The 21,224-nt window shown below is 52.7% G+C and carries 18 protein-coding genes and 5 pseudogenes; 7 read left to right on the top strand and 16 right to left on the bottom strand.

From position 1 onward, the window contains the following. Positions 1–118: 118 nt before the first annotated feature. From D3M70_RS08025 to D3M70_RS08010, 4 genes are read left to right on the top strand one after another with little or no spacing between them, the layout of a single operon-like run. Positions 119–1,384, top strand: coding sequence for a site-specific integrase (locus tag D3M70_RS08025; protein ID WP_120125259.1), 1,266 nt, complete (start codon positions 119–121; stop codon positions 1,382–1,384). Further along, complete coding sequence (locus D3M70_RS08020) at positions 1,381–2,967, top strand: site-specific integrase (protein ID WP_120125258.1); 1,587 nt, start codon at positions 1,381–1,383, stop codon at positions 2,965–2,967. The genes D3M70_RS08025 and D3M70_RS08020 overlap by 4 nt, the downstream gene beginning before the upstream one ends. Further along, entirely contained in the window at positions 2,964–5,201 is a 2,238-nt protein-coding gene (locus D3M70_RS08015; protein ID WP_120125257.1) for a hypothetical protein, read from the top strand. The genes D3M70_RS08020 and D3M70_RS08015 overlap by 4 nt, the downstream gene beginning before the upstream one ends. Before the next feature lie 2 nt (positions 5,202–5,203). Further along, positions 5,204–5,602 (top strand): hypothetical protein, encoded by a 399-nt coding sequence (locus D3M70_RS08010; RefSeq protein WP_120125256.1) that lies wholly within the window; start codon positions 5,204–5,206, stop codon positions 5,600–5,602. Between the two features lie 251 nt (positions 5,603–5,853). Here the strand turns inward: D3M70_RS08010 and D3M70_RS32275 are convergent, their stop codons facing one another. Further along, a complete protein-coding gene (locus D3M70_RS32275; protein ID WP_218568410.1) occupies positions 5,854–6,183 on the bottom strand; it encodes a hypothetical protein in 330 nt (109 codons plus the stop codon). Between D3M70_RS32275 and D3M70_RS34100 the strand changes: the two genes are divergently transcribed. Continuing rightward, positions 6,143–6,409 (top strand): LysE family transporter, encoded by a 267-nt coding sequence (locus tag D3M70_RS34100; protein WP_120125254.1) that lies wholly within the window; start codon positions 6,143–6,145, stop codon positions 6,407–6,409. The two genes, D3M70_RS32275 and D3M70_RS34100, sit on opposite strands and share 41 nt — an antisense overlap. A 1,391-nt stretch (positions 6,410–7,800) precedes the next feature. Here D3M70_RS34100 and D3M70_RS07990 read toward each other — a convergent pair. The 5 genes and pseudogenes from D3M70_RS07990 to D3M70_RS34095 form a co-directional block, all read right to left on the bottom strand. After that, complete coding sequence (locus tag D3M70_RS07990) at positions 7,801–9,009, bottom strand: Fic family protein (RefSeq protein WP_120125252.1); 1,209 nt, start codon at positions 9,007–9,009, stop codon at positions 7,801–7,803. A gap of 219 nt (positions 9,010–9,228) precedes the next feature. After that, entirely contained in the window at positions 9,229–9,855 is a 627-nt protein-coding gene (locus D3M70_RS07985) for an MbcA/ParS/Xre antitoxin family protein (RefSeq protein WP_120125251.1), read from the bottom strand. Between the two features lie 5 nt (positions 9,856–9,860). After that, positions 9,861–10,283, bottom strand: a pseudogene (locus D3M70_RS32850) (NAD-dependent deacetylase); the annotation flags it as partial. 1 nt (position 10,284) lies between these two features. After that, a pseudogene (locus D3M70_RS32845) lies at positions 10,285–10,489 on the bottom strand (Sir2 family NAD-dependent protein deacetylase); the annotation flags it as partial. 122 nt (positions 10,490–10,611) lie between these two features. Next, on the bottom strand, positions 10,612–11,052 hold the full coding sequence (locus tag D3M70_RS34095; protein WP_120125293.1) for a hypothetical protein: 441 nt from the start codon (positions 11,050–11,052) through the stop codon (positions 10,612–10,614). Between the two features lie 271 nt (positions 11,053–11,323). Between D3M70_RS34095 and D3M70_RS07970 the strand changes: the two genes are divergently transcribed. Beyond that, positions 11,324–11,788: a helix-turn-helix domain-containing protein gene (locus D3M70_RS07970; RefSeq protein ID WP_120125250.1), complete on the top strand. Its 465-nt coding sequence runs from the start codon at positions 11,324–11,326 to the stop codon at positions 11,786–11,788. 319 nt (positions 11,789–12,107) lie between these two features. After that, positions 12,108–12,602 carry a GNAT family N-acetyltransferase gene (locus tag D3M70_RS07965; protein WP_120125249.1) on the top strand — a complete coding sequence of 165 codons (495 nt, stop codon included), beginning with the start codon at positions 12,108–12,110 and terminating at the stop codon, positions 12,600–12,602. A 155-nt stretch (positions 12,603–12,757) separates the two neighbouring features. Here the strand turns inward: D3M70_RS07965 and D3M70_RS07960 are convergent. From D3M70_RS07960 to D3M70_RS07920, 10 genes and pseudogenes are all read right to left on the bottom strand, one after another. Further along, positions 12,758–13,796 (bottom strand): annotated as a pseudogene (locus D3M70_RS07960) (threonine aldolase family protein). 296 nt (positions 13,797–14,092) lie between these two features. Then, positions 14,093–14,452 (bottom strand): RidA family protein, encoded by a 360-nt coding sequence (locus D3M70_RS07955; protein ID WP_120125248.1) that lies wholly within the window; start codon positions 14,450–14,452, stop codon positions 14,093–14,095. A gap of 37 nt (positions 14,453–14,489) precedes the next feature. Continuing rightward, a complete protein-coding gene (locus tag D3M70_RS07950) occupies positions 14,490–15,860 on the bottom strand; it encodes an NAD(P)/FAD-dependent oxidoreductase (protein ID WP_120125247.1) in 1,371 nt (456 codons plus the stop codon). Continuing rightward, positions 15,853–16,191, bottom strand: coding sequence for a (2Fe-2S)-binding protein (locus tag D3M70_RS07945; protein WP_120125246.1), 339 nt, complete (start codon positions 16,189–16,191; stop codon positions 15,853–15,855). The genes D3M70_RS07950 and D3M70_RS07945 overlap by 8 nt, the downstream gene beginning before the upstream one ends. After that, positions 16,181–17,296, bottom strand: a complete 1,116-nt coding sequence (locus D3M70_RS07940) for an FAD-binding oxidoreductase (protein ID WP_256659761.1) — start codon at positions 17,294–17,296, stop codon at positions 16,181–16,183. Before D3M70_RS07940 ends, D3M70_RS07945 begins: the two co-directional genes overlap by 11 nt. A gap of 107 nt (positions 17,297–17,403) precedes the next feature. After that, entirely contained in the window at positions 17,404–18,213 is an 810-nt protein-coding gene (locus tag D3M70_RS07935) for an ABC transporter permease (protein ID WP_120125244.1), read from the bottom strand. Then, positions 18,210–19,079 (bottom strand): ABC transporter permease, encoded by an 870-nt coding sequence (locus tag D3M70_RS07930; RefSeq protein WP_120125243.1) that lies wholly within the window; start codon positions 19,077–19,079, stop codon positions 18,210–18,212. The genes D3M70_RS07935 and D3M70_RS07930 overlap by 4 nt, the downstream gene beginning before the upstream one ends. Then, positions 19,072–19,824: pseudogene (locus D3M70_RS07925) on the bottom strand (ABC transporter ATP-binding protein); the annotation flags it as partial. The gene D3M70_RS07930 and the pseudogene D3M70_RS07925, both read right to left, overlap by 8 nt. 1 nt (position 19,825) lies before the next feature. Beyond that, positions 19,826–20,089, bottom strand: a pseudogene (locus D3M70_RS32840) (ATP-binding cassette domain-containing protein); the annotation flags it as partial. A 36-nt stretch (positions 20,090–20,125) separates the two neighbouring features. Next, positions 20,126–21,157, bottom strand: coding sequence for an ABC transporter substrate-binding protein (locus tag D3M70_RS07920; RefSeq protein ID WP_120125242.1), 1,032 nt, complete (start codon positions 21,155–21,157; stop codon positions 20,126–20,128). Between the last annotated feature and the right edge of the window lie 67 nt (positions 21,158–21,224).

Genomic DNA, 21,224 nt, shown 5'->3' with positions numbered 1-21,224 from the left:
AGTGCTTGAATGGTAGCGACCGGCGGTTAAAATCGGGAAAGTAAAACGTTAGGTTTTGCGTTGATCTACCGCTACCGCTGACTATACTTAAAAAAGTTATGTTTTGTGAGGGAGTAACATGGGTTTCCAGATCATGGAGCAGGTGGTGAATGCTGCTCGAAGAAAGCTGCTGGTGCAAGACTACATCCCGGCCTACTACCCCAATCTATACATCACCATGGAGCACTCGGGCAGAGCGCTTGAAACGACCAAGAAGTACCTTGAGCATCTGGCTGTGTTTGAGGGGTTTCTGGCTTTTTCCTCCATTGATCTGATTTCTCACCTCGAACAGCGCCCTCACAGCCAATACCTGACAGATAATGAGCTTTCTAGGTTTGTGTCTGACGCGGGGTTTAGCAAGGAAACTTTGGCCATGAAGTATGCGGGGATACGTTTACATCCGACTGCATACAGATCCGTTGGCAAAGCCCATGCGCAGCAGCGAATCGAAGCGGTACGCGACTATCTGGGCTTCCTCTACGACAAGTTGGGTGATCACTCAACACGATATGTGGCGGTGGACGATCTGAAGAAGCGCACCAACCGCAAGATTACAGCGGCCAGACCTGCGTGGAAAAAAACGCGAACGCACGAGATGAAGGGGCTCACGAGTCAGGAACGAACTCGATTGCTGGAAGTCATGCATCCGGACAGCCCCGAGAACCCCTTTTCAGATGAAGCCATCAGGCGGCGTAACTACATCATTTTGCTGCTGGGTCTCGACATGGGGCTACGCCGCTCCGAGATGCTGCTTATCAAGACCAGCGATATTCACTGGCACAGTCGTCAACTAGCGGTGGTTAACTTGGAGGATGAGAGCCTCGATCCACGAACGATGGCCCCGCAATTTAAAACCAACGAGCGCATGCTGGTAATGACCGATGATCTGTATGACGCAATAACTGAGTACGAATCGAAATATCGCCACAGAAAGCCCCGTAGTGGCAGATCGCAAGCGAATAAGCATCCGTTTTTGCTGGTGGCACACAAGCGAAATGAGGGTGGACCTCTGACCATCAAGGCAGTGGATGGCGTTCTGTCCAGGATACGAGAAATAGCACCGGAGCTGGCTCATGTGCACACGCATACTCTGAGGCATGACGCGGTCTACACGATGCTGGAAAGCATGCGCGAGAAACTGGCAGTGCTCACGCCGGAGGATCGCACCACGCAGGTTCAAAAGACCCTCACGTGGATGTTCGGCTGGAGTCCCGAATCGGATATGCCCGGCCACTACGGCGCGAAATTTTGGAAGGAAGAGGCAGATAAAGCGATACAGAAACGGGCTGAGCGGTTTACAGCCAACCGTCAGAGGGCGGGCCAGACGCAAGGAAGTTCAGAGTGAATATCGCGATCGAAGCACTTCAGGCCCCCACGAAGGACAGCCTTGATGCATGGCTAAATACGCCTCGCTTGGCCAGGTGCGGAGAAGTTTTCACACCGAGTCAACCCATGTGGAGACCGGATAAATCGGCTAATCATTCAGTTAACTGGGAAGCGGCTATTGCCTGCGTCTCGCCGGATTGGCAGCCCTGGTTGCACGCCGCCCTGGCGTACCGAATGGCCGATGTGGCAGCGGGCACGGTTGCTAACGCCGCCAGTGGGTTGTCGCGGGCTGCTGAGGCCGGGCTTGACCCGCTCAACGAGGATCACCTAATCGCTCTGCGGGAGCGCTTTAGCAGTGGTGAGTTTAGTGTCATTGCCGCTTTTATGTCGTTTTGGCACAACTGCGAATCCCTCGAAGAGCGCCCGTCGCACCCCCTGAACGATGCCTACCAGGCACTCCCCAGGAACAAGCGTTCCAGCAACGATGTGATCCTCAGCCTCGACCCCGAACAAGGCCCGTTCACGCAGGTGGAGCAAGACGCGCTGCACCAATGGATACATGAGCAGTTTTGTCACGGACACTTAGATTTCGAGCAGTACCTTTACCTGCGCTTGTTGATGATTTACGGGCAGCGTGGCGCTCAGGTGCGAATGATGATTTTTGGTGATTTCACGAAGAGCGATCAGGGCTGCAAAGTAAGGTTTCATTGGGCAAAGCAAAAAGACGACGAGGCAGGCTGGCGAGCAAAGTCCGAAACATTCAGTCTGGATGAGGACCTCTACAATACCGTGCAGGCCTTCAAGGCAATGGTTCTGGCGCAACTCTGGCAAACGTATCCAGACGGTGCCGACTGGAATGCAGCCATTGAGAATGTGCCCCTCTTTCGTCGGAAGCTGGATGATGATGCGGAACCTTGGGAGCGGATAAATCCCCCTGTTTTACTCGATAGCCCCCTTCAAAAAGGCCTAGAAGCCGCGCCGCAGCTGATCTTTCATGTCGGAACAGGCACGACCAAGCGTTGGCTTGGATGCATCGAGCGGATGGAGGGCTTTCCGATTTCGCCTCGCACCCATCAGCCGCTGAAAGTGACGCGGGGGCACCGGTTCAGGCACACCCTCGGCACGGACCTTTCCAATGCGGGGTTGGATGAGTGGACGATGGCCCGCGCACTGATGCAAAACGATACTCGGACAGTGCGAAAGTACCGCGCCGTATCGCCGGAGTTACTGGCGTTAATCGACGCGAAGATGAGCGACCATCTGGCCTTGGTTGTGAATGCGTTCACCGGGATCATCGTCACGGATCGCACCTCAGCGACAAACGGGGATCGAGCGGATCGACTAATCGAGGATGTGGCAGTGTGCGGTGCCACTGCCGCCTGCCATCTCGATGCTCCGTACACCTGTTACGCATGCGGAAAATTCCAACCCCTTCTGTACGCCAATCACCGCGCAGTCCTTGAGCGATTGGAACGTCGTCGAGCGCAAACCCTAGCCACGGATTTGACTACCGGAGTGCTCTGGGATCGGGCCATCCTGGCTTGCCGCAAGGTGATTCTGGATTGTGAGGCCATGCTCCGATCCGGGAGGAAAGGTGAATGACCGACGCGCTCTATTCAAAACCTACGAACAACATTGTCGATTTTAAGCCTAGGAGCCACCTGGGTGCGGAGGCTCATCTCGCGGAGTTTATCGAATGGGCAAAACAGACCCTGCCCAAAGGCATTCCCAATCGAGTGCACGCGAGTATTCGCTGGGAAGACGGCAGTTGGCACGCGCATGGATTCCAAAGCTGTAGCTTCACGGCGCTCGAATCGACCAAAGTTGCCCCAAAGGCAATGCAGGCACCCTTCACCGAGTTTGCCAAAGCCATGGCGGTGTACTGGGGGGTGTATTTGAAGAATAAATCATTTAACAACGTGCTGAATGCCCTAAAGGCGCTGGAGGTCGCCCTGTTCGAGTCGACCTGCACGCGGGATGTGACGCGGGTTTCCGCCGCTGTCTGTAATGAAGCGTGCGAGCACTTGAGCCGTCACTGGACAAAAGGCAATACCGCATACCAGCATGGCCGGGCACTTGAAGCCGTCATCAATCTGATGCGGGCCAAAGAACTGCTCAAGTCGGATTTCCGGTGGACCTCTCCGCTGACGCAAAGGCCGCGTGGCACCCTCAAGCAGCAAAAAGCGGATCGAGAAAAAAAGCTGCCCAACCCAGACGCGATCAGAGCCCTCGGGCAAGTGTTCAATAACAAATTGACCCGCCCTATCGATATCGTTGTGACATCCGCCTGTGCGCTGTTGCTGAGTGCACCTAGTCGCGTAGGTGAATTGGCGGATGTTGAATTGGATTGCCTGGTATTCAAAGAGGATGCCCAGGGCAACCCGCGCATGTTCCTGCGCTGGTACGCGGAAAAGATGAACCAGGTGACGCTGAAGCCCGTCGTTAAGCCTGAGATGGAGCCGGTCGTCGAGCGGGTCATAACGTTACTGAAACCGATCACCGATGAAGCGCGGGCTTATGCCGCCTGGCTGGAAGACCATCCCGATGAGTTTCCGCCCCATGAAGGACTGCCACCCAAGAGTCCTGATGAACCCCTTACGTACGCCGAAGCCTGTGCAGCGCTGAAACTCACTGTTCATGAGCGCCACACACCGCAAAATGTATTCAATGCCAACTTCCTGAAAAGCTTGGAGAAACAAAAGGCGCTCAGCCCCGCAGCCCGAGCCCTCTTGGCTAAGATCCGTGACAGTTGGAAAGCCAGTTTAGGGAAAAAGATCTACGCCAAGGGAAAGCCAAGAGTCCAGGGGGTTGATCTTGACGACCGGCGTGTGATCACGCTACGCAATCTCAATGTGCTGTTGCGGGAGAAATATCTTCCAAAGGATTTTCCGTACACCACGCCGTACACGGAGGGCAAAGCTCGGGTGAAGTACCGTGATGCGTTGTTCACCGTGCGCACGGGAGCAATGGCTGAAGACTCAGGTAAGGTTGCTGTGACACACGGGTTTGGCGTGGAGATGGCGACGAACTCTGGCCGATTGAATGTGCAATTAGGCGGTACGAACAACCAGAAAAAGAAAAGCCTTTTTGAGCGCTATGGCTATCCCGGTGTCAAGGTCAACACGCATGCGTTTCGGCACGAATTGAACACGCGGATGCACCAGGCCGGTCTGTCGCAACTCCTGATTGACGCCTTCTCCGGGCGCACAACGATGGGATCGGTCTACAACCATGAAACCATTGAGGAACGCACCCAAAGGGTTGCGGCTTACCACCCCAAAACGAAGCACAGTACCGATGCTCAGCGTCTGGGCAAGGTCAAAACCAATCAGCCGCTGAGTTTGGCTGATGTGAGGGAACTGCGCGAGGGTGAGCAGGACCGCATTATCCATCAAACCCACCTCGGCGTTTGTGTGCACAACTTTGCATCCGAGCCCTGCCCGAAAATGGGTGCCTGTTTGGACTGCGGGCGCCTTGGTTGCGTGAAAGGGGATGACGTGAAGCTGAGAAACCTCCTGGAAGAACGCGACGACCTTAAACGCCGCCTAGATAAAGCCATGGATGCGCAGTCTCGTGGTGTGTTTGGAGCATCGGAGTCGGCCACAAAGCTGGGTGAGAAGCTCTTTAAGTGCGGGGCGCTCATCCAAACGCTGGAAAACCCCGAACTCCAAGACGGTGACATTGTGTGGAACGCAGACAATGGATGGACGCTCACCAAGAACGCCGCCGCAATGTCGGGGTTAATCGAAGTCAAAGTCATTGAAAAGAACCAGGCGCAAGAGGCGTTGCCATCGTTGGATGACGTCTTGGCCTTACTGGATGAGATCGAGGGTTAACGATGGGGCATTTAACGCCAAAGGATGAGAAACGCATCATTAAGCTAATTGAGGAATGGTCAGAGCCGAAGCTGACCTGGCCTTTGCTCGTTGAGGCATGCAAAGAAAAGTTGGGTATCAGTCGTGCTCGCCAGTCCCTGATGAATCTACCTGCCGTGGATTTAGCGATGAAAAATTGCAAAGCGGCATTGAAAGCTCAGAAAATAAAGCCGGGCTGGATCGCCGATATACAAGCAGCCAACGAGCGCATTGAGGAACTGAAAGCGAGTAACCAGAAGCTGTTGGCTGCTGTTCGAGATATGCATAGCCGTTTTTTGATCTGGCAGGCCAATGCGGATATGCACGGGCTAACCCAATCGATGTTGGAGCGACCGGTTTCACAGCTTCAAAAGAAGAGATGATTGCGCAATTACGCGTACTTGACCAGCCGTTCGCATTCCAGCCGACTAGGAGTTGACCATCTTCACATCGGTAACTTAGTCAACGACCTGATAGTGGCGACCGACAGTTCACGCCCCGTAGCCGACATTAGTTTCCAGCTAATGGTCAGAGGGGCATTCTGGGATTCGAATCGCGGCCGTTCCGTCCCAATCTTCAACCATGATGGTGTAAGACCTACTCTCGCGCGAAGCCAGGCGATGGTTGTCGGGAACTATAAGCACAAGACGATCTTTGGAAACTGGATGCAGTTGTAGGCCAACGGCGGGCGACGAGTCTGAAACGATCCCGCCTCTATCAGGCCCGTAGTCACGCCTTGAATAATTCCTGCACTGGTTCGTTCCCGAAGGTCCACGAACATCTGTGGCCGTTCCGAGAGCCAGACGGCCAGTCGATTTGGAAGGTAATGAGTCATGGCCGCTGTATTGGCGTAGAGCGAAAGAGTTCCGACAGCACCTGAAGCCGCGAGCACACTGCCGTCGTATGTCATTTTTCTACGTGGCATGGCGACTAATCTGGCAAACCCAACAGCGGCGTTTTTCATCGCGAGTATCTTCACTACAGCGTTGCCAAATGGGTCTGATGCCAAGGCATATGTAGCTTCAGTCCTGGCAGTCACGATAGTCGCGTGCGGTGTGTATGCCACCATCGCCGTTACTTTTTCGCTGGAAAGAGTTCAGGCCACCTACCGACGTTCATGGCGAGCAGTCGATGCGATATTGGGAGCTTGCTTCATTGGGTTGGCTGCCAAGCTTGCTTGGCAGCGATAGCGCTGAATCCAGAAATTTCGGTGCGTAGCGGATAGACATTGGCCTGATATGGCAAGGTGTGATGGGCGGACGCTTACCGTCCTTCATGTGCTCGGCACGCTTGTCGAGAGCAGCTCTTCTGTGGCGTTCAAGATGCGAGAAGATTTCGTGACAACTGCAAACTAACAATCCTGCCATTCGCGCCAGGTTCGACTGGAGCGTGCGAGGTTAGATCACCAAGCTCTGCTCTTTCATCGAGAGCTTTGAGTGAGCGTTTCGGGAAGCGAGCTGATTAAAGCGCTCTCAGAAATCTGAACTCTCCTTCGTCTCGCGTTGGGAGGTGCGCGTGACTTGAACGCTACTCGCATCAGTTTGTATTTTGACTGCCTTGATAGCGTGGACAGTTAGGCGCAGATCAATCTCCCCGAAAACCGAAATTCTGCCACCAAACGAAGTCCCTAACCGCGGACGATCCCCGTTCGAATCTGCCTGGTTCTGCGCTGAATCACTAGCCATCGCCTGCGGATTCACTTCATCGGTGACGCTGACTCGTGCATCGACTCAGACCAAAGCCTGAGCTGCTACTTCCTCAAAAATTTCTCACTCGACCGACTCTCTCCGTAATAACGTTTACCGTCTTTTCGCATACACCAGGGGTCGAAGAACTCACGGAGGTGAGGAGGTTCTGCATCATGGTCTTTCGCGAGTCTCTGGCGAAGAGCCTTGCGATAGCGCCGGTGCCATACTTGCTTGTCGAAATGTTCGCTAACGGCGGTAGTGATGCCACAGATGGGGGTCTTGCGTCGGCTTCTGCTCATGATGGGGTCAAGGCTAGTGAAGCGCGCGTTTGCGTGCTTGCCCTGAGTGACAGAGCCGTTCAGATTAACAGGATGAATTAGAGTCGACCAGCTCAGTGCGGTTGACGGGTGGAACAAGTGCGGGCCTCTGTGCCCCGACAGCCTTCACCCCCATCGAATTGGTCAACGGAACTAATCCACTGGTTTTCTAATCTTTCCCCTGTCATTGGCTAGATTTTTTTAACCGAGCCAAGATTTTTTTAAAATACGTGCCTAACACCCAGAAAATATTAACCGACCATGACCACGTCACCACGATCTTTGGGTTTTCTGCTTAACAGCGCGCCAGAAATCTGTGTGGTAGTCATCGTGTGCTGCTCTGCCGACTACCGATCTCCCAAGCGTGGCAGCCTGAAGGTAAGCCCATCAGCGACCCGCATGACTTGTTGCGAGCGATTACTCTCCCTGAAGATGGCAGATTGCGCGAGCGTTTTTGGTTATGACGAAGCTATGTCCCGCGGCCACCAGAGCAATCAGTCTGCGTATTCGGCGGCGTGCCTGACTAATGGTGAGTGTGGCTGGGATAGTAGATGTGTCTCGCATAGATTTACTTATCTATTCACCTCCTGGCACGTGGGATGAGTCGAACAGATTGGGAAACAGGGTCATGATCAAGTGCCCAGGCAACCTAATCGAGACCTGTCCGTCCTCATCCGTGGCGATCAAACCTTCACTGGCCATCTGACCGAATAATTTTCGCGCTGTGAATTCTCCAAGACCCAGCCTCGCTTGGATCTCTGAACACTGCATCGGGCCTCGCTCAAGCAGAGTGCGGTAGAGTTGCAGGGCTTCGGTTCGCAGAATCGCCAGCGCCTCACCGCTAGCTTTTGAAAACGCAGACTGTTGACGCATATGAAAATAGTGATCGATACGACGGTTTAGCGTGCGAGGCTCCAGAAGCGTGCTGACAAAACGCGCCTGCTCCAAGGCCGTCGTGATGAAGTACTCGGTGAATCTGATCAGGCCGCTGTCGGAGAGTTCGCCACGGCCATCCAGATCACCTTTGCGCACATGATCGGCAGATTTCAGAGCACCGTAATACTTATCGACATGCCGGCCGAAACCGCGGCTCATTGACCACAATCCATAGCCCTTCAGGCCGCCAGCTTTGAGATATACATCGGTGAACAGTCGGCCCGTCCTCCCATTGCCATCGACAAACGGGTGCAGCCAGAGAAAGCGATGGTGAGCGCCTGCAGCAGCCAGAAGCGGCGCCAGTCCATGTAGTCGATCCAGCCGGTAAGCAGCTTCAAACCACGTCAGATAAGACCTGATCTTCTCCGCGAATGGCGGAATGTGATGGCCCACCCTTACTTCGAGAGCGCGGATCTCTCCCGGCACAAGTGGGATTGGTTGGCCGCCTGCCTCGACGTTGATGCGCAGGTGTTTCTCGGGTACACCCCTGTAAAGCTCGCGATGCATGCGTGCGATCGATTCGCGGTTGCTGATTTTGGCCGCCTCGATGGGATCGATTGAGAGACTGATTTGAGCTTCTATGTGGCTCCTGATTTCCAAGAGGTCCAACGCTCTGGTATCGCCTGCTGGATCATCCTGAGCACGCAGTACATCGCCCGGTGTTGCCAAGTTACCCTCGATCCTGTTGCTGTAATACGCACTTACCTGGCGCTGGAGGTGGATCATCGGCGCGCGCAGTGATTCGGGGACATTTTCACTCAGTGCTGCGTCGAGCTGTAGGAGTTTATCAGCCGCATCCTTGAGGTAGCTGGGAGCTCTATCTGTTGTAATGTAAGGTGTTAAGGCCATTTGTGGTCCATATCCCCTGAGATCAGCCTTGTGGATTTAGGAGTTGCGGTCTCGTTTGGGGGATTCCACATGCTTTAGGGGCACCTGACGCTGGTGTTCTTTGCTCCAGCTGGTCCGTCACTGCTCGATGTGGATCGGCAGACCTTGATTCTATCGTTGGGCATGTTGCCCCCTCCTTTCGGGAGGTCGCGGATCACTTGAGCATCGCAAGCGAAAGGCTTACCAGTAGATGCCGTACTCAAGGCGGGACAGAGTTTCCATTACCGAAATGAAATCCTGGACAGTGTTCATCAGCGTGCAGGGTTGTCGCTTATCCAGGGTTCGGACCCGACCCACAAACCAACTGCTGGCGCTTGCTGGCGACCCTAATACCACAGTGGCGCGTGAGAGCACCTGCGCTCGAGCTGATGTGAAGCGGCGATAGTCGATGCTCAGGCAGCCCATGCCTTTAGGCGCAGCTAGCCCCAATATGTGGAAGTCCGCAGCAACAACATCTCCCTCAGCGCGAGGGATGGGGTGCAGCGCGGGCAAGGTGGCCAAATCCGATTGAGCGCCCAGCCCAGGAGCGTCTGGGAGCTCAGAGTCGCAAAACAATGGCTCGAGAAGAGGCCAGGTCGCGAGTGCTGGATGCAATGCTTTGGGGCTTCCAGGAAGCTTTGAAACTTCATCCTGTCTGATCGCTTCCCATCGTCCAGCCAGCCTGACGGTGTCAGCGGTAGGGTAGTGACGGAGCAACAGCCTAGCCTCATTTCGAACGGTGTCGGGCAAGGATTTGTCGCGGATCAGCCTCAGCAAGAAATCACTCGTTTCAATCACGCTGCGTGTCCGCTCGTAGACGGTGGTCATAGCGCTTACACCTCGCCCGGTAGAAGGGAGCACAGTTTTGTGAGGACCTCGGTCGCCTTTCCGATCAGCATTAGCTCATTCTGTGCGCCGGTGCTCACATTCTCCGTGTTGACATGAATCACTGTCGCGCCGTGCGACAGCGCAACCCTGGGAATATCAGCCGCAGGCATAACAATCCCAGATGTCCCCACAGAGATCAGAACCTCACAGCTTTTCACCAATGCGATTGCGGACTTCCAAACGTCCGAGGGTAAGTCCTCTCCGTACCAAACTACGCCAGGCCGGAGCTTTCCATTGCACCTACTACACCGTGGTGGTTCGACCATTCCACCAACGGCAGAGCAAAGTACTTCTGGTAGAAATATTTCTGCTGATCGATGGCATGCGAAGCACTTGGGTTTAACCAAGCTGCCGTGCAAATGCATTACNCCACCGAGACCTTCCGCGTCTTGGACGCTAGATTGCTCAAAGCAACATGGGCGGCATTTGGTTGGGCGTCAGCAACCTGTTGGCGTCGCCAGAGGTACCATCCCCAGACGAGAGCAGGATTCTCGCGAAAGGCCTTGGCCGTCTCCAAGCTCTGCGGGTTGTGCCGGGCCCAAATTCCCTTCAATGGATCGCGATAGGTAGGAATGCCACTCTCAGCCGAAATCCCAGCGCCAGTGAAGACTGCTATCAGGCGAGCGTTCGACAGAGCCTCGGCGGCGTATTCGAAATCTGACATCAGGCAGTCCTCACAAGCCGAAGTGTGGGAGATCAATCTTGCTGGCAACCCGCCTCAATAGCTGATGCTGACTTGAGGTACAGCGGAGCGTACATCCCGACGCCCGCAGGCCTGGAGGCTGACTCTGAGATTCGTTGCTGGTGATTTTCCAGGCGCTTTTTCGAGAACCACACCTTCGATGTCTTCTTCTTCCGCAGATCCAGTCCACCCATTTTGTAAACGCTCTGCGACGTGCGATACACCACTGCACTTTCTTGGGTGGCTACGCCTTGGAAGCATGTAATTAGGTCTAGATCTTCGAGACTCCATTTGCCGGAGCGAGTGATGGCTGGTGGGCACAACATCTGGACGTTACTGATCTCTACATTCGAAGCGGTATTCATGTAGAGCTGGAGTTCGTACGCACAGCTGACTATCGCGGCGCGTTCACACATCCCGGTCTGAGCTGAGGTGACGGTTAGGAGAAAACTCATGCCCTCTATCTCGCAGTGCGTCTTGGTGAAGGCTATCCGTTCTGCAGGGTCAAGTACGTATATCAATTGCTAAACCATTGCGTGTCGCTGAGTAAGCGCGCTGGGCCAAGACAGGCTGAGGCATCGCGCTATGGCAAGGCCTCGCTTTTGTCCATGCTGACAAAAGCGCCGAACACCATTTGCTCGGTGCTCCACTTCATAATCTTATAGCTACACGATGTGAACTGTCAAAGCGTGGCCTCATTGTTCTTTTTAAGGCTACGGAAGATTCATGGAATATCGAGAGGCACTAGGACAAGTGCTGAGAGAGATTCGAGTAGCAACGGGGTATAGACGGGAAGACTGTTCCACAGCCTTGAGTCGCGAATACCTTGCCAGCGTAGAACGAGGTCAGCGCAGCATCACCATCGAAAAGCTCACTGCTCTCTGTGATTTCCTAGACATCGCGCCTAGCTTGGTGCTTTTTGCTACAGAAGCGCGCTTAGTCCAGCTCGGATTGGCGGAGTATCAGGCGAAACTGGATCACCAAGTAAAGGAGCATATCGAAGATGGAAAATTACGCAGTTCTCCTGATGCGAATGCTTACCGTGGGGTCCGCGGGACACGCGCCGAAAGCACGCGAAAGTCCATTCAGGCGTTAAAAGCAGAAGGCCTGACGAAAGCAGAGGTTGTCCGTAGACTCGGGGTCGGGCGTTCAACAGTTAATCGTTACTGGATTGCGGCAGAAGATAGATGATCAGCCCTAATTCATGAAAAATGATTAGGCCATCCTCACGAGCATCTGGGCAGCAGAATGGAACCCTGAACTGGCCACCCTGTGGATATGGTTGTGACTGTCCGCTTTGGGTCGAATGTAGCCGCCTGAGCCCGCCCTTGCCTATCTGTTATCCGGGCTCGTCACTCGTATTTTACCTGCTTCCCGCCCACTAGAAAGACACGCCCAGGCGTGCTCTCAAGCCACTTCGATAACTTACGCGTGCCGATCTGGGTCATTGCCACGGTGTTCGTAAATGCCATAGCCTGTATTTTCCACACCAGCCATCGACGAGACAGTGATGAACGAACCACAAGGACGTATGGAATTCGCTCGACTGCAATGCCGACCTCTTGGGCCAGATGACGCCGATATGATAGGCATACACCGTCAAACGATGTTTCTTGAAGCTGGTGGGGATCCTGAAAAATTCCGAGTAATGACTGAACACTTTCGCCCATGGCTGGAAGAGCGATTGGATGACGGTCGGTACTACGGATTCGCGCTCTGCGACGCTGATCAGACTGTCGCGGCAATTGGTCTAATGACCATCGACTGGCCGCCCCACCCATCGCACCCAACTAAGGATCGGCGTGGTTATGTGCTCAATGTATTCGTCGAACCGGAGTACCGCCGTCGTGGCTTAGCTTCAGCCTTAATGCAACTCGCTGAGGAGGAATTTGCTAGACGAGGAATCAGCTTCGCCGTCCTACGTGCAACCAAAGTTGGAAAGCCTGTGTATGAGCAAATAGGCTGGATGGGAACCTCGGAAATGGCAAAAGCCATCATAGGATAACGACAGCTTTCGGCCAGCAGCGGAAGTAATGGCGTTTTTGTAGTATCTGCCTCTCTTTGCACTCGTATAGGGAGCCTAATCTGAATTGCTCATTAGCCAAGCAAAAACAATTTTGAACTTAGACGTTTGGTACAAAACTGCATGCTGGAAATAAATCAGGCACACATTAAAGATTTTAGGTCATGAGCAAGTCGCAAAATATAATCTTCACTTGTATCCCAAGAGCACATAAAGCGGGCGTTGCCACCGATGAAAGTATAGAAAATCCATCCCTTAGCCCTCAGCTCTGTGATTACGGTTTCGGGGAGCTTCAAAAAAACCGCATTGGACGCTACAGGGTAAACCAGTGTCACGCCAGGAATTGCTTGAGCAAGGTGCGCTAGAAACTGAGCACAGCGATTTGCATGCATCGCATTCGTTCTCCATGTTTCTTCCGCAAGCAAGCCGACCCATGGCGCAGACAGGAAGCGCATTTTCGAAGCGAGTTGCCCAGACTGCTTGCATCGGTACTCGAAATCTATAGCCAATTTGCGATTGAAAAATACAATCGCCTCGCCCAAAGCCATTCCGTTTTTGCTGCCGCCGAAGCACAGCACATCAACTCCAGACTTCCAACTGATCTCAGCTGGCGAGCAGCTTAAGAATGCACAGGCGTTGGCGAATCGGGCACCATCCATATGTACATTGAGGCCCAAGGCCTTACAGGTGGTACTAATATCCTGGATCTCTTCCTGCAAATATACACCCCCCCAACTCAGTAGCTTGAGTCAATGAAACGACGCGGGGTTTAGGATAGTGGATGTCTGATCGCTTTTGCGCAACGTCTTGAATTGCCGCAGGCGAAAGCTTCCCGTTATGGGATGGGATTGCCATGAGTTTAGATCCGTTAGAAAAAAACTCTGGTGCTCCGCACTCGTCAGTTTCAATGTGAGCCGTGTCTGCGCAGATTACACTATGGTAACTTTGACATAACGATGAAAGCGCGAGAGAGTTTGCTGCTGTGCCATTGAAAACAAATAAAACATCACACTCTATTTCAAACAATTCTCGGAACTGCTCCGAAGCACGCATTGTCCATTCATCGTCACCATATGCGCGCTGGTGTCCTGCATTGGCTGCCTCCATAGCGGCCCATACTTCTGGACATACGCCGGAGTAATTGTCACTAGCGAACTGTTGTGAAAGCATGTCCATTTAAAGACCTCGCCAAGGCTGTAATGATAATAAAAGGTAAGGCTCTAGTGCGGAAACAATATGAATATGTAAATAATGGGCATTGGCTATAAGTTTCTATATCCAATGCCCTCTTGCCAATCCAGGCTAGCGCTGCGAACTGGTGTGTGTTGGGATCGCCACAGCCCACACATAAGAACGGAGTCAAAAGTCCGCAATTCGGCTCAAAGTATCATCAGGCGGTAGGTCCAGTTCAGAGACGGCCCAAGCCCGACCAAGAATACATAAGCCTAGCTAGCCTGTAGGCTAGTTACCGCTTATTCCGCAACAGCCGCTGTGACGATAAACTCAACCAGCACATCTTCAGCGCCCATGTCACATTGGGCGGTTGCGCGCGTTGGGGCACAACCAGGCGCAGTCCAGCTGTTCCAAACCTCGTTCATGGCGTCGAAGTCGCGAGCCAAATCCTTAATCCAGATCTGCGCAGTGAGGATACGGCTTTTATCCGATCCAGCTTTTTCCAGATAGCCCTCAATTTTAGAAAGTGTGTCTCGCGTCTGGCCGGTAATGTCCTGCGAACGATCATCCGCAGTCATCCCTCCAATATAGATGACGCCATTATAAACTACAGCACGGCTGCGTCGCGGGTCGGTTTCGATGCGAACAATATTACTCATTGAAAACTCCAGATTTAATAAACATCGCGCAAGCGACTTAACGTGCTAGTTCACCCAGCAGGATTGGTTTAATAGGGGCGCGGACTCGGTAGTGCCCAACTGTATTTGGGTCAACATTTCGAGATTTCGCAATGATTTCAGTGACGGTTAAGCCGCAGAAGCGACCTTGGCATGGGCCCATCCCGCATCGGCCAAATGCCTTAGTCTGATTTGGTCCGTGGCACCCCAGTGCTACATACCCACGAACTTGCCCAGCAGTCACTTCTTCACAACGGCAAACGATAACCTTGTCGTCGGTGGGTACGCGGTTTTCGTCTTGCGGACGGTACAAAACATCCAAAAATCTACGGATACTGACCGCATCGCCTAATAACTCGATCTGATCGGCAATTAATTCATCGAGGCCGACCGAGCCTCGAAGACTCGATGCGATAGCCAGAGCCGCCAGGCGCCCTTGCACAGCTGAGGCTTTGGCGCCTACGATTCCGCGACTATCGCCCGCGACATAGAGGGCCGTCTGACCCAGGCGACCAAACTTGTCAGTCTTAGGCAGCCAGCACAACTGGTCAGTGCTCCAGATATGTTCCTCACCAGTCGATAGGCTCAACTGGGCATTTGGTACAACACCCTGGTGAAGCAAGATCAATGGTGAAGCAACTGAAACCTCTTCATTTTTGTACCTAAAGCTAATGCCTTCGGCAGCCTGCTTCCCTACAACTGCTAGCTTGGTTGCGCCCGAATATACTTTTACGCCATTTCGCTTGATTGACGCGAGAAGCTTGATGCCCTTCGCGAGGTCCCGCCATCCCTTGATAGCTCCTGCTAGCTCCCGCAATGCTTGAACGTAAGCGCGCTTAGGGGTCGTATCGACCAAGGCGGTGATCGTCACCCCAGCTCTCAAGTATTGCCAGGCCAAGAGGTAAAGTAGTGGGCCACATCCCGCGAGCACCACAGGTTCCGTAGGGAGCGCGCCAGATCCCTTCAGCATGATCTGACCAGCCCCAGCGCCCATTACGCCAGGCAGGGTCCAACCATCAATTGGGAATGGACGCTCGATGGCGCCACTGGCCAGTATCACATGCTTACCAGTTATTTCCTCTCCATTGCCATCTGCAACGTAATTGACTGTTCCAGTGACGCTTACGTTCCACACCACGGCACCAGTAATGTGGATTGCTCCGCTTTGTTTAAACTCTTGTGCGAGCACCTGCCCGGCGACGTAATCGGCGCCTAAGATGTTTTGTATGGCCTCCGGAGCCGACTCGATGCGACGATAAATCTGGCCACCGAGTGCAGGCTGCTCATCAAGAACGACAACTGAAAAGCCCAAGGAGCGCGCCTGACAAGCAGCTGCCATACCCGCTGGACCGGCACCGATGACAACCACGTCAACTGTATGATCACTCATGATGGCCCCCTCCAGTGCCAAGGCTAAGCGACACCGCGCCAAGCTGGCGTTTGATTCGCATGCCATCACGCACTGGAATCATGCAGCTTTGTCGCGCCGGGACGCCGTCTATTTCAACTAGACATTCAAAACACACACCCATCATGCAGTAAGGTGCTCGGGATACATCACCGACGACACTTGAACGGAAGTCCCGTGCCCCCTGTGTAAGCAACGCGGCTGCAACTGACATGCCCTCTGAGACAACTAGCTCTCGGTCTTCAAAGATAATGGTTACAGCTTTTGCAGCAGGGGGGGTAAGGGCGACGGAAAAGAGCGAATTAGTGGTCATTGGTAAAACTCGCATTCGGATCTAGGAATCTGTCGCTGTGAAACACCTCAAAATCTTGAGGTGCGTCTGTCAATCCCCCAACCCATGGCCCGATGACATAAGTATGTATCGCAGCAAGTGTGACGCCGCTGTGACACACAACTGCGAAGGCACCTGGACATGTCGTGGAGCCTTGATAGATCGGGTAGCCATCAGGCGTTAATGGCCTAATGGCGCCCCACGCTCGAACCAGTCGTGCATCTTTTAGAGCTGGAAAGGTATCGACGGCGCGCTCAGCGAGCCAACTAATCTTGTCAGGAGTAGTGCCATCATCTAATCCCACATCCTCAGAGGTTGAGCCAATCTGGACCGAGCCCTCTTTGGTTTGTCGGGCCTTATTCGTAGGATATGGAATGAATGGCTTCACTCGTTCTGTAATGAGCACTTGACCACGTGTCGGACGCGTCGGAGCGTGTAGACCCAGCTGCGGCGCAAGTTCAGAAATGCCGACCCCAGCGGCCAGTACAATTCGGTCGCTACTCCAAGACTGGCCATCGCGGCTATACGCACAAAACTTGCCTGTTTCAGCGTTATGGGAGAGCTTATGGATGTCTACACTGGAGATAACCTCTGCGCCCTTGAGCTTAAGGCCAGCATGTAGCGCCCTGAGCAACATCAATGGATTGGCATGGCCATCGTGCGCACCAAAGCTACCACCGACAACCTTCGGACCTATACCAGGCAGGTAGTCTTTCAGCTCTGCCGGGGCCATCATTTTATAAGGGATATCCCCTACTGACTTATTTATCTTTTCAAGAAGTTCAGCCCTCGCTTGGACCTCTTTATCACTGAAGCCGAGCCAGAAGCCTCCAGTTTGCTCAAGACCAGTGTCAACACCTGTTAGGCTCAACAGCTCTTGGTGAAGTTCGGGCCACTGACGCACCGCGTCACGGGTCCAACGGGCGTAGCGGGGCATTCCCCCACCTTTGCTCGATAACCAGATCAAGCCGAAATTTCCACGTGATGCTCGAAGTGCAGCATCACCCTGATCCAGGACGGTGACTTTGAGCCCTCGCCTCGCGGCGCCATATGCAATAGCGGCCCCGACAAGACCACCACCTACCACGACAACATGTTGTTTATTCACATTTCACCTTCGCAACAATGCGGCAGTTCTTTAAAAAGCGCGAGCAGAACCAGCCTGAGCATCAGAAAACCTACAGACCGTAAATGCTACTTCTTGCCAATTAAAACTTTGTCCAGACCAACTATGCGGTCTAGCAAAAACATCAGAAACATAGTCCCGACAATCATCACCGTAGAAACAGAAGTGGTCACCGGGTCGGTCATGAGTGCAATTCGTTCATAAAGCGCCACGGGAAGGGTTGTGGTTCCCGGCGTGGAGACGAATATAGTCATCGTAACCTCATCGAAGCTTTGAATGAATGCTAGAACCCATCCACCAGCGACGCCTGGAACGATTAGCGGAAATAGAACTTTCCAAAACGAAACATACTTAGAAGCTCCAAGTGAACGTGCAGCCAACTCCGCATCACGATCAAGTCCAATTACGGCAGCTAAAGTTAGTCGCAATGAGTAGGGGGTCACTGTTACCGCATGCACTAACAGAAGCCCAATGAAAGAACCCGTCATGCCGGCCAGGGAGAAAAAGCGCAGGAAGGCTACCCCTAAAACCACATGCGGAATCATCAAAGGAGATAATATTAATGAGGTAAGCGCCTCACGCCCGATGAAACGGTATTTCCCTATAGCAATCGCTGCGGGCACAGCCACCAGCGTTGCTATTGTAGCCGAACCCAAACCAAGCACAGCTGACAACCAAAACGCATCTAAAAGTTCTGGTGCATCCCAGATGGCCTTGTACCAGCGCCAAGATGCCCCGCTGAATGGCATTGATATGTATCCCTTGTCAGAAAATGATACAAGGACAATAACCAGAAGCGGTGCGACGATGAACAACACAAACAACGTGTGAAAAATAAGGGCTAGCGGGCCATTTTTATCGAGCGGTTTATCACTCATACGAACACCTGCTTGAATTTTTTCTCTATCAATCGGTTGCTGCCGATTACAACAAAAACGATGGCAAGCAGCAGAAGCACCGCAATAGAGGCTCCTAGCGGCCAGTTCATAGAAGAGAGGAACTCGTCATAGATGGCTGTTGTGACGACTTTCACACCACGACCACCTATCATTGCAGGTGTCGCGAACGCGGAAGCAGATAACGTAAAGACGATAATTCCTCCGGACAAGATACCGGGCATGAGCTGTGGAAGGACAATACGCATAAAGGTTGTTATCGGTCCCGCTCCTAGAGATCGGGCCGCATGAGCAATTTGGCCGTCTACCTTTTGAAGAGTGCCCCATACAGAGATGACCATAAAAGGCATCATTACGTGCGTAAGCGCAATGACTACTCCAGCCATAGTGAACATCAGCTGTGCAGGTTGATCGATTATGCCCAGAGCCAATAAGCTTGAGTTTATAAAACCAGTACGCCCGAGTAACAGCGACCAACCCAAGGTACGTACCACCACTGAAATTAACAACGGCCCTAGGATCACTACGAAGAAGCCACCCTGCCAGGCGGGGCGCATACGGGAAAGAATCAAAGTCTCGGGCACACCCACAACAACGCAAATTACCGTTACCCCGAGGGACATTATTGCGGTACGAGCGAACATTTCGTAGTAGAACGGATCACTCAGCACGTCGACATAGCTAGAAATGGTATATGTGCTTTGAGTTCCAGCTAGCGCGTCAAATGTGTTAAATGAAAGTAGGCCCGTAAGTACAATAGGCACAACCAACAAACCCAAAAATAGCAGAATAGCTGGCAGTGACAGCACCCATTGGGCACCATTGGCGCGGTAGGTTGTGTCAGCCATTTGCAACCTCCGCAGAGGCGACTTGCAAATCACCTTCAATCCAACCAACGTCGACCGATTCCCCTTCCTGAGGTTGGCGTTCGCCGCTATTCGGAGCAGTAACCTTCAACGCACCAATGGTGCTTTCCACTTCAAAATGCCACAGGCCACCGAGAAACAGCCGGGAGGTTACCCTCCCCACGGCTTTTTTATTTGCTTGGCAAGCGAGCCGTACTCGCTCTGGCCGAATGAATAGCATCGCCTCGTCACCAACTGCCAGATGCCGCTTGTCAGCAATGACAATCGACTCAGACAACTGGATGGAAGCCTGTCCTCGGGAAATTGATTTCACTTTCCCTCTGAAGATGTTCGTCTGGCCTAAAAACCGCATCGCGAAGTCAGAGTTGGGGCGATCATATATATCTTGGGGGCTTCCCAATTCGGCGATACGACCGTTAGCCATGACTGCGATTCGGTCGCTCATAGTCATAGCTTCGACCTGGTCATGCGTTACCAAGATGGTGGTAATGCCTAGGCGGCGCTGAAGTGCCCTCAGCTCGACATGCATTTCTGCTCTAAGCTTCGCGTCTAGGTTTGACATTGGCTCATCGAGGAGCAGTACGCTAGGCCGGATGGCAAGTACACGCGCGACGGCAACCCGTTGACGTTGCCCCCCAGACATTTCACGTGGGTATCGCTCTTCTAGGCCTGACAACCGAACCATACCCAGTGCCTCATCAACACGCGCCGATATTTCTTTTTTGGGNAAAGAGTGCATAGCTTTGAAACACGATCCCCATATCACGCTTTTCTGGAAGAGTTCTGGTGATATCTCTATCGCCCAAAAATACAGAGCCCGTTGTAGGGGCAACAAATCCTGCGATCATTTGCAATGTAGTCGTTTTACCGCAGCCGGATGCGCCCAAGAGCGAAACAAATTCACCGCTCTGCACTTCCAGAGCCAAATCCTTCACAGCCGTATATCCGCCGGTATAAGTTTTGGATAGATTTTTAATAACCAATTTACTCATCACAATCACTCTGCTAATTATTGCTGGCGGTGAATATTACTCGACGGTACGGCTCCACTGCTTTGTCCAATCCGCGCGTTTTTTATTGACAGTATCCCAATCGACTGGAACTAGCTGTGATAGCTTTTTATCGCCATACGGCAATTCTGCTGAGACCTCACCATTTAGCTTAGCCATACGATTGACCGGGCCAAATCCTTCGATGGCAAATTTTGCTTGCACAGTTGGGGACGCCAGGTATTGGATAAGAGCTTGGGCTTTGGGGGATCCACTGCTCTTTTGGATAGCACAGGCTGAGGCGACAATGGCCGGAGTTCCTTCCTTCGGATAAATGAACCCTACTGGAAAACCTGTTTTTCTCAGCGCTTCAACTCGATTACTTCCCCAAACCGCAAGATCAACATCATGACTCTGAAACATCTGTGCCAATTGTGCGTTAGAGGAAGTCCAGGCCAATAGATTGGGTGCAACCTTCTCACGGATCACATTGAACCCAGGGTCGATATTTTTCTCGCTCCCACCATTCATTCGTGCAAACATGATCAGGGTGTTCAACCCGAAAGTCCCTGAGATAGGGTTGGAAACGACGCGCTTTACATATTTTGTATCCGCTATGTCATTCCATGAGGTTGGTTCGGGCCAACCATTTTTTGCAAATGTATCTTTGTTATACGCTAGCCCTGTAGCCACCAGCCCCACACCCACCGCTTTGCCTTGAAATTTGGCAGGGCCAGCGATTTCATACACATCATCATAAACTGGTGAGCTTTGGAGATCAGCACACAACCCGAATTGAACCGCATAGTGCATTGGGCCATCATCAAACAGCGCCACATCAATCTGCTGATTAGCTTGCTGCGCTTGTAGTTTTGCGAGATTCTCGCTTGAACTTCCAGGGACATAGACGACTTTTACGTCATTTGCCTTTTCAAAATCGGGAATAATAATAGTTTCAAAGGTTTTTTGAAAATCTCCGGAATACCCCGCAAAGTACAAAGTATCCTGAGCCCATGCACCAGTACTAAGCGCCACTGCACTAGACACGATAAAAGTTTTGATTGTATTCATTTTGACGTCCCCTCCTCATACAGACTAATATCTGATGGCGATCCACCACTACTAATCAATTTAGGTG

The organism is Pseudomonas sp. LS-2, assembly GCF_003605735.1.
GTDB lineage: Bacteria > Pseudomonadota > Gammaproteobacteria > Pseudomonadales > Pseudomonadaceae > Aquipseudomonas.
This window is presented reverse-complemented; position numbering and strand designations above follow the sequence as displayed.